Raw genomic sequence first — 1443 nt, 5'->3', positions numbered from 1 at the left:
GCGGCATCGACGCCTTGTTTCATGCGCCGCTGGGCGCCGAGCGTCTCAGCTGAATGGAAATCCGACGGAACGCTCTTGGCATCGTGTTGCTGACTGCGGAACGCGCGGCCCGAGCTCATGACCCGGCATACGGTCCTTCGGTGACCCGCTCCATCTCAGGGCCGGCCTTGCCGTCCAGCCTTGGATCGCGGCATGCGTCATCGCCGTGGTCGCGGTGGCCCCGTGCCAAAACTTCTCGTTCGGCGCGAACCCGATACCCTGACAGGCTGGCTTTGCACCGGGCAGATGCTCTCGATCGGTTCGGTTCTAAGCCAGCCGGTCAAGTCAGTCATGCATTTGCGGTCGCTCGATCGCCCCTACATCTTCCGCTCGCGATGGATACGCTTCTTCTTCGGAAGTGCCTTGTGACGGCCGATGGTGACCCTGGCTTCCGACACCGTCGGTCCGGCCAGCGCCTTGCCCGGTGCGGGGCCAGCGGCCGTCGCGTCCGCGAACGTCGCGAAGGTCAACAGGGGTAAGGCGGTCAGCGCCGCGCGAAGAGCCCGGATCGTGTGCATAAGCGTTCACTCCTCTGTCTGTGGGCGCCGGGCCGTTTCCGGGGCCGGCCGGATGCGACGAGCGGTCTTCGGTGTGAAGGTGCTCCCCCGGAATTGAGCCGGTCCGACTGCGAAGTGCCGCGCCGATCATGCGCGTGAACCGGTTTGAAGAGGCTTGGGCAGCGACCCATTTAGTCTGACAAGATATCGTCGATCTGCGACGCGCAAGACTGATAAATGGAACACATGCCGCATTTATACCAAATAAATATAAGTTTTAAATCAATATAGGCGCCGTGATCTTGATCAAGTTCAGCAAGCTCTGTCATGCGCGACGGGGCGTTCCGGCTGCGTCAGACGCCTTCGAGCAGTCGGTCGAGGTCGAAGGACGGACGCCGGCCCAGATCCGGCCCATGATCGGTCAGGAACGTCGCGGCGCTCCGGCGTCCCTCATCCCGAAGCATCGTCAGGAATGCCCATTCCGCATTGAGCTTCGAGGACGAGCCCAGCTCGGCGACAACGTCGCTGGCGATGCGGTGCATGCGCATGGCCGCCCATCGTGCGCACTCGGAATTGTCCGTGGGCGCGACCTGCCGCAGCAAGGCCATCATCCGCAGTTCCTTGAGCAGGACCGCGTTGAAGGAGATCTCGTTGAGCCGGTTGAGGATCTCCCGGGCCGAGGTCGGCGCTTGCCTGCGCTCGACCGGATTGACCTGCACGATGATCGTATCGCGCGACTCGCATTCGCGGACCAGGGGGGTGATCGTCGGGTTTCCGGAATAGCCTCCATCCCAGTAGGAGGCACCGTCGATCCAAACCGCCTGGAACAGGGTCGGCAGGCATGCCGAGGCGAGGAGCACGTCGGCAGTGACCTCGGCGTTGCGGAACACCCGGCCCCGGCCCGTAT

Annotated in this window: 2 protein-coding genes; both read right to left on the bottom strand. The window is 63.5% G+C overall.

Annotated elements, in window-relative coordinates; genetic code table 11:
* Nucleotides 1–356 precede the first annotated feature (356 nt).
* On the bottom strand, nt 357–557 hold the full coding sequence (locus I53_RS24560) for a hypothetical protein (protein WP_043355648.1): 201 nt from the start codon (nt 555–557) through the stop codon (nt 357–359).
* Between the two features lie 332 nt (nt 558–889).
* Nucleotides 890–1443, bottom strand: a 554-nt coding sequence (locus I53_RS24555; RefSeq protein WP_043355646.1) for a patatin-like phospholipase family protein, incomplete at its 5' end; no start/stop codon positions are given.

Source organism: Methylobacterium sp. B1, assembly GCF_000333255.1.
Classification (GTDB): domain Bacteria; phylum Pseudomonadota; class Alphaproteobacteria; order Rhizobiales; family Beijerinckiaceae; genus Methylobacterium; species Methylobacterium fujisawaense.
This window is presented reverse-complemented; position numbering and strand designations above follow the sequence as displayed.